This is a genomic window from Bartonella sp. CL70QHWL, assembly GCF_042194855.1.
GTDB lineage: Bacteria > Pseudomonadota > Alphaproteobacteria > Rhizobiales > Rhizobiaceae > Bartonella.
Genome location: NZ_JBHINJ010000041.1, coordinates 1 through 5,211, shown reverse-complemented (window position 1 = coordinate 5,211; position 5,211 = coordinate 1). Strand labels below are relative to the sequence as shown.

The 5,211-nt window shown below is 33.3% G+C and carries 2 protein-coding genes and 1 pseudogene; all 3 read right to left on the bottom strand.

Annotated features, from left to right (window positions below; genetic code table 11):
• Positions 1–215 (bottom strand): annotated as a pseudogene (locus ACFIJZ_RS09175) (hypothetical protein); the annotation flags it as partial.
• Positions 216–298: 83 nt separating this feature from the next.
• Positions 299–1,069 carry a hypothetical protein gene (locus ACFIJZ_RS09170; protein ID WP_375631821.1) on the bottom strand — a complete coding sequence of 257 codons (771 nt, stop codon included), beginning with the start codon at positions 1,067–1,069 and terminating at the stop codon, positions 299–301.
• A 1,607-nt stretch (positions 1,070–2,676) separates the two neighbouring features.
• Positions 2,677–5,211: type ISP restriction/modification enzyme (locus tag ACFIJZ_RS09165; RefSeq protein ID WP_375631820.1), on the bottom strand; the 2,535-nt coding region annotated here is incomplete at its 5' end.

Here is a 5,211-nt window from a genome sequence, read left to right as displayed (position 1 = left end):
ACCCTTGCATTTTCATAAACACGACCAGATTTTACAACACAAGCATTATCATAAACCCAGCAATTGCCATCATGAGAGAGGTTATGTTCCTTTTCAATAAAGCCCCCTAAAGTACCTGCTTTAACATCAGCAAAGTCTTTTAATGCTTTAATGCGATAAAGGGTATGATTATTAATTACACGCGTTTCATTTGTGAGTGCAAACTTCTTTTGCATGAGCACAATTCCTTTATAGAGATTTAAATTTTTAAATGAGATGTTTAGAAGGAGGGCGCCCCCGCCGCGCCCGCGCGCGTCATTTACGCAGCATCACTTTCATATTCGCTGTTATCATCATCGTCATAATACCCTTCAAAATCAGCATAATACTCATGACGATAATAATCATCTTCGCTACCAAACTCAGGATATGCATCATCACAGATATCTTCATTAGCTGTTAAAGAGGCATTGCTATGAATATATGAAGAACCAGAGATAAGAGCATCACAAATAACGGCATCATCAAAAACACGTGATTCATCACAAATGTAAGCAGAGCCACTTATTTTTGCATTGCCTCCGACATGGGCATCATCACAAATGACAGCATTATCGGAAATATGAGCATGATCAGTGACACGGGCGTTATCATAAATTTGTGCATTGCCTTCAATTACAACGGCGTTGTTAGCATACGCATTACCAGACAGCTTTGCATTGTCCTTTAATGTCATACCTTCAAAAATAGCATTCCCATAAATTTGAGCATTACCATAGACATCAACAAAAAAGCTTTTTACTTTAGCATTTCCAAAGACGCGTGCATTTTGAAAGACCCGAGCTTTATTATAAACCCAGCAATTGCCCTCATGAGATAAGTTACTTTCATTTTCAATATACCCCCCTAAATCGCCTTTTTTCACATCATCAAAATCTCTTAAGGCTCTAATTCGAGTTAAGAAATGACCATCGATATATTCACAATCATCAATAAATTCGTATTTTTTTGCAGGCTCTTGTTGATTAACAGACGCGGTTTCATTTGCAATATTAGAGATAACGGGGGTGGTTTTTGAGATATTTGTCATAATTAAACCTTATCATAAAATTGTTTTTCAATTGACAGCTTATAAAAGCATCGGGTGTTGAAAAACACGGTGATAAGTCCGTTGCTTACACTTTTCCCATAAGGGTATTGTATGGTGTAAGCACACCCGACAAAATCACTATATATGCCAACGATAGCATAAAAGATAGTCAGTTTTTTAAAGACTTTGGAAAGGCTGTTTCGTAGTCTATCCGCTTATCAAAAAGTGTTTTTCAATCACTTGATTATTTATATAACAAAATACGTATTTATTGTCAAATAATATTTTATCTTTTTTGATATTTTTTCTTATTTTTTAAATACGTTGTGTATTGATAATATCTTATGCTTATTAATTGCTTCTTTTATATTTATGTGCTTTTAAAGCTATATTATAGGTTTTATTAAACGATTGCGTTATTTTCTGAATCTATACATTTATAATATTTAGAAAAGCTCTCATTATGCGTATTTTAAACTTTATAACCTATCAATTTTGTTGCTAAATAAATTTTAAGATTTCTGTTAATTTCTTTTAATAACACATTTTAGACTTAACAGCCTTTATAGGGACTGTCTTTATAAACAAATGCTTTCATTTGCATTTTTGCTTTCTCTATAGTTGTTATGTTCTTTATAGCCATGGCATCATTTTTCATGTTCATAAGAGAAATGATAAATAGGATAATTGCGATTTATTGTCTGTTATGAAAACACTTATGAAAACATCTCAATAGAAACTGATCATTATAGAGATCAGTAAAATCCCTTTTAATAGACCGTGTCAGTGTTGTCAGTTCCTTTTAGATCTTCTATTATTTTTTTTATGAGTAAAAATTAAAAACATTATATTTCAATAGGTTAGTATTTTAAAAACATAACTCATATCACTATTACAATCTTTAAAGATAACCAATGATGTGAATTGATTAAAACTTGTCAGTTATGTGTCAGTAAATTGAACTGACAAAATAGATTATTTTAGTGAGTGATTAAAATGTGCTTTATGAAAAGCATATGATCTTTTAAAGCCTTTCAAAAGATAGCTTGTAACTCATATGAAATGCTATCAAGACCATTATGGTTATGAGTTTTGAAGATTTTGAGTATTTTGAGGGTTCCTTTTACGCCCCTTTATATATTATTTTTCAATCAAAAATAAAAGTTATTATATTTCAATATGTTAATGTTTTAAATAAACAACCCATATTACATACAACACGTAAATACAATCTGTAATATATATAAAAAGGGGTTTTGAAGGTATTTTGAGGGTTTGAGAAACCTTCAAAACCTATAAGTAATATAAGAAAATGAATATACATAGCTCTCTTTAAACAAAGCTATCATTTTAGATTACGATATAACCTCTTAAAGGCAATGTAAAAGAAGCGTATTCACTTTAAGATGGGATTTCTTAAAAGTCTTAAAGCAATTCAAATAAGAGTATTTAAAAGTGCAAATGATTTCTTTTTAGAATAACGCATACAAACACTCCTTTTAAAGATTGTATGTAAGCAATTTATAAAGAGGGTATAGAACCTATAGGTTATAAGACCTTATACCCCTTTGTGAGGTTAACATGCCTATCATCTGAGCATGCCAAATCTATTCAGTTTCTCTCATTTCTAATTTTGGTAGTTTTTTTACGATTTTCATTGTTTCTAAACTTACGGTAATAACTCTTTGAAACAACTCTAGAGGGTAGGCAGGGTTGCCAATGGTTTCAACAGCATAGCGATTAGCATCATTAACAATGCCACTCTTTTTATCAGTCTTAACACATTGACGCCCTATAACCCATTCAAGAGCTGGTTTACCATTAACGATATACTCATAAGCTTCAAGAGGGATATCTGTTATTGTGATATTGCTATTATAAATAACAGTGGTTTTATCCTTTTTCTTACTATCCTTAATTTTTGCGAATTTCATTTCAGTTACATAATAGAATTTTTCGGGATTAGAGATCTCTGTAACTTTTGGATTACCTTTTTTAAAGGTCACGGGATAAGGTTCTACAGTTTCATAATTCACGTGCAAATGACCCAATTCACGTCCTGCTGTTACAAACTTCCAAAAATCTTCAGCAGTTTTTACACAAGGGATACGAGGCAATTCTTTAGAGAGGTTATCCGCATAACGAACACGGTAATCTTCCGAATGAAGTAAACCGTAAACGTAATAGAATAGATCATCCTTAGTAATTTTTTCATTTGGATAAGCTTCTTTAAAATGTGCTAATCCTTCATCCGTAATGGCATCACGCCTCTGTAAACCAGCTGTTTTACTTTCTTCTGTAGAAATTAAAAATAAATGGGATTGTTTTTCATTTTTACTTTTTGAAACCGTATCATCTTTGTAAATATAGCGTGGAAAGCATTGACCTGTATCTATTACACTCACATCAGGTACATTTTTAGTCATCAAGATAGAAAATCCACTTCTTGCTCCTACAGAAGAAACTTGTATCACTTTATTTTCAACCGCTTTTTCTATAGGAAATATCCGCGGCATTTGGTAAACCATATCATTGAAGGTACGATTATAATAAAGCCATCGTTGTGTAAAAGGACGATACAGACTTGGTATGAGGCATGTCTCTTCAAATTCAAAAAACTTTCCTTTTGTCAACTCTTGTTTAAGTCCACGGCTCCAACTTATCTTACTTTCATCTGAATTTACAAAATTATTTACAACATTGGTATGTATTTTACGGTTAGTGTGTGCATAAGTATCATTAAAACGTTCCACTTCACTGTTATAGAAGGCAATCATATTACTCATGTTTTTCGCTAGAGCTTCAGGGCTTGAGTTGTATGTCCAAGCATCACGACTCGTCATAATACCGCGAGAAAAATTTTCAAACAGCTTTTTACCATGACTTTTCTTATCACCTAGGACTAGGAATGTTTTGAAACTCTCATCACGTTGATTTATCCAATCACCATGTTCATCCGGCGTGATCATTTGCCAACTTTGTTCACGTGTAATGCCATCAATACTACCAAAGTATTCAAGAGCTGTAAGTTTTTCTTTTGTCGTGAAATTATTACCAATATCATGATAGTAAATTTTACAATCTCCAGAAGCATTGGGATTTTTGATAAATAGCGTTACCGCAATACCAGTCATACTACCATTGCCGAAAATATTTTCACCTTCTTGAGCAACTCCATTGCTTAACATATTTTTGCGAAGATCCCCCCGTAAATTAAGCACATAAATACTCGTAAACTCTTTGGCTAAAGATTTTCGTAAGCTATCCATTGTTGGCTTTTCTATGTAACCAGAACCAGAAACAAAGCCTATTACCCCAGCATTACTAATACGGTCACTTGCCCAACGAATGGCACGGATATAGCTGTCATAAAGTGCTCGTATATTCGTTACTTTCGATTGAGCAGCATAAGTTTTACGGATACGTTCATCTAATATGGGATAAGGGCTGTTCTTTGCATTATCATTTTCGCTTTTTTGCCCTACTGAATAAGGAGGATTGCCGAAGATAACTTCAATATTGAGGTTTTTCTGAAGTTCTAAATATTCACTGTTTTTCTCTAGTAAACCTCTCATCAGATCTTGTTTTTCAAGCATCCGGAATGTATCGGTTAAACCAATATGTTTGAAAGGAATATACTCACCTTTCATCAAACTATGATAAGTCGATTCAATATTAATCGCTGCTATGTAATAAGCAAGCAAGACAATCTCATTGGCATGGATATCATGACGGAATTTGTATTCCATATCCTCTGGTTTTATGAGATTTGATTGTAAAAGCCTTGTGATAAAGGTCCCCGTTCCAGTGAAAGGGTCAAGAATAGAGACATCCCGTGATCCCAAGCTTTTTCCAAACTCATTACGCAACACATCATCAACAGAATGAATGATAAAATCGACAACCTCAACGGGGGTATAAACAATGCCAAGCCTATCCGTTGTCTTCTTAAAAGCTTTGGTAAAAAAATCTTCGTAAAGTTTGATAATAAGATTTTGTCTTGCCTGTGGTTCGGTAATGCCAGAGGCACGGAACTTTACGCTGTCATAAAACTCTTGTAATTCTTTGGATTCTTCCTCAATATTGGTTTTATCGAGTTCTGTTAAGATTTTTTCCATTGCTTGCGAAATGGCATTGTTTTG

Bases quoted from the DNA above. Each gene is read 5' to 3' on its own strand.
- ACFIJZ_RS09170 (WP_375631821.1), bottom strand. From the start codon at position 1,069: ATGACAAATATCTCAAAAACCACCCCCGTTATCTCTAATATTGCAAAT.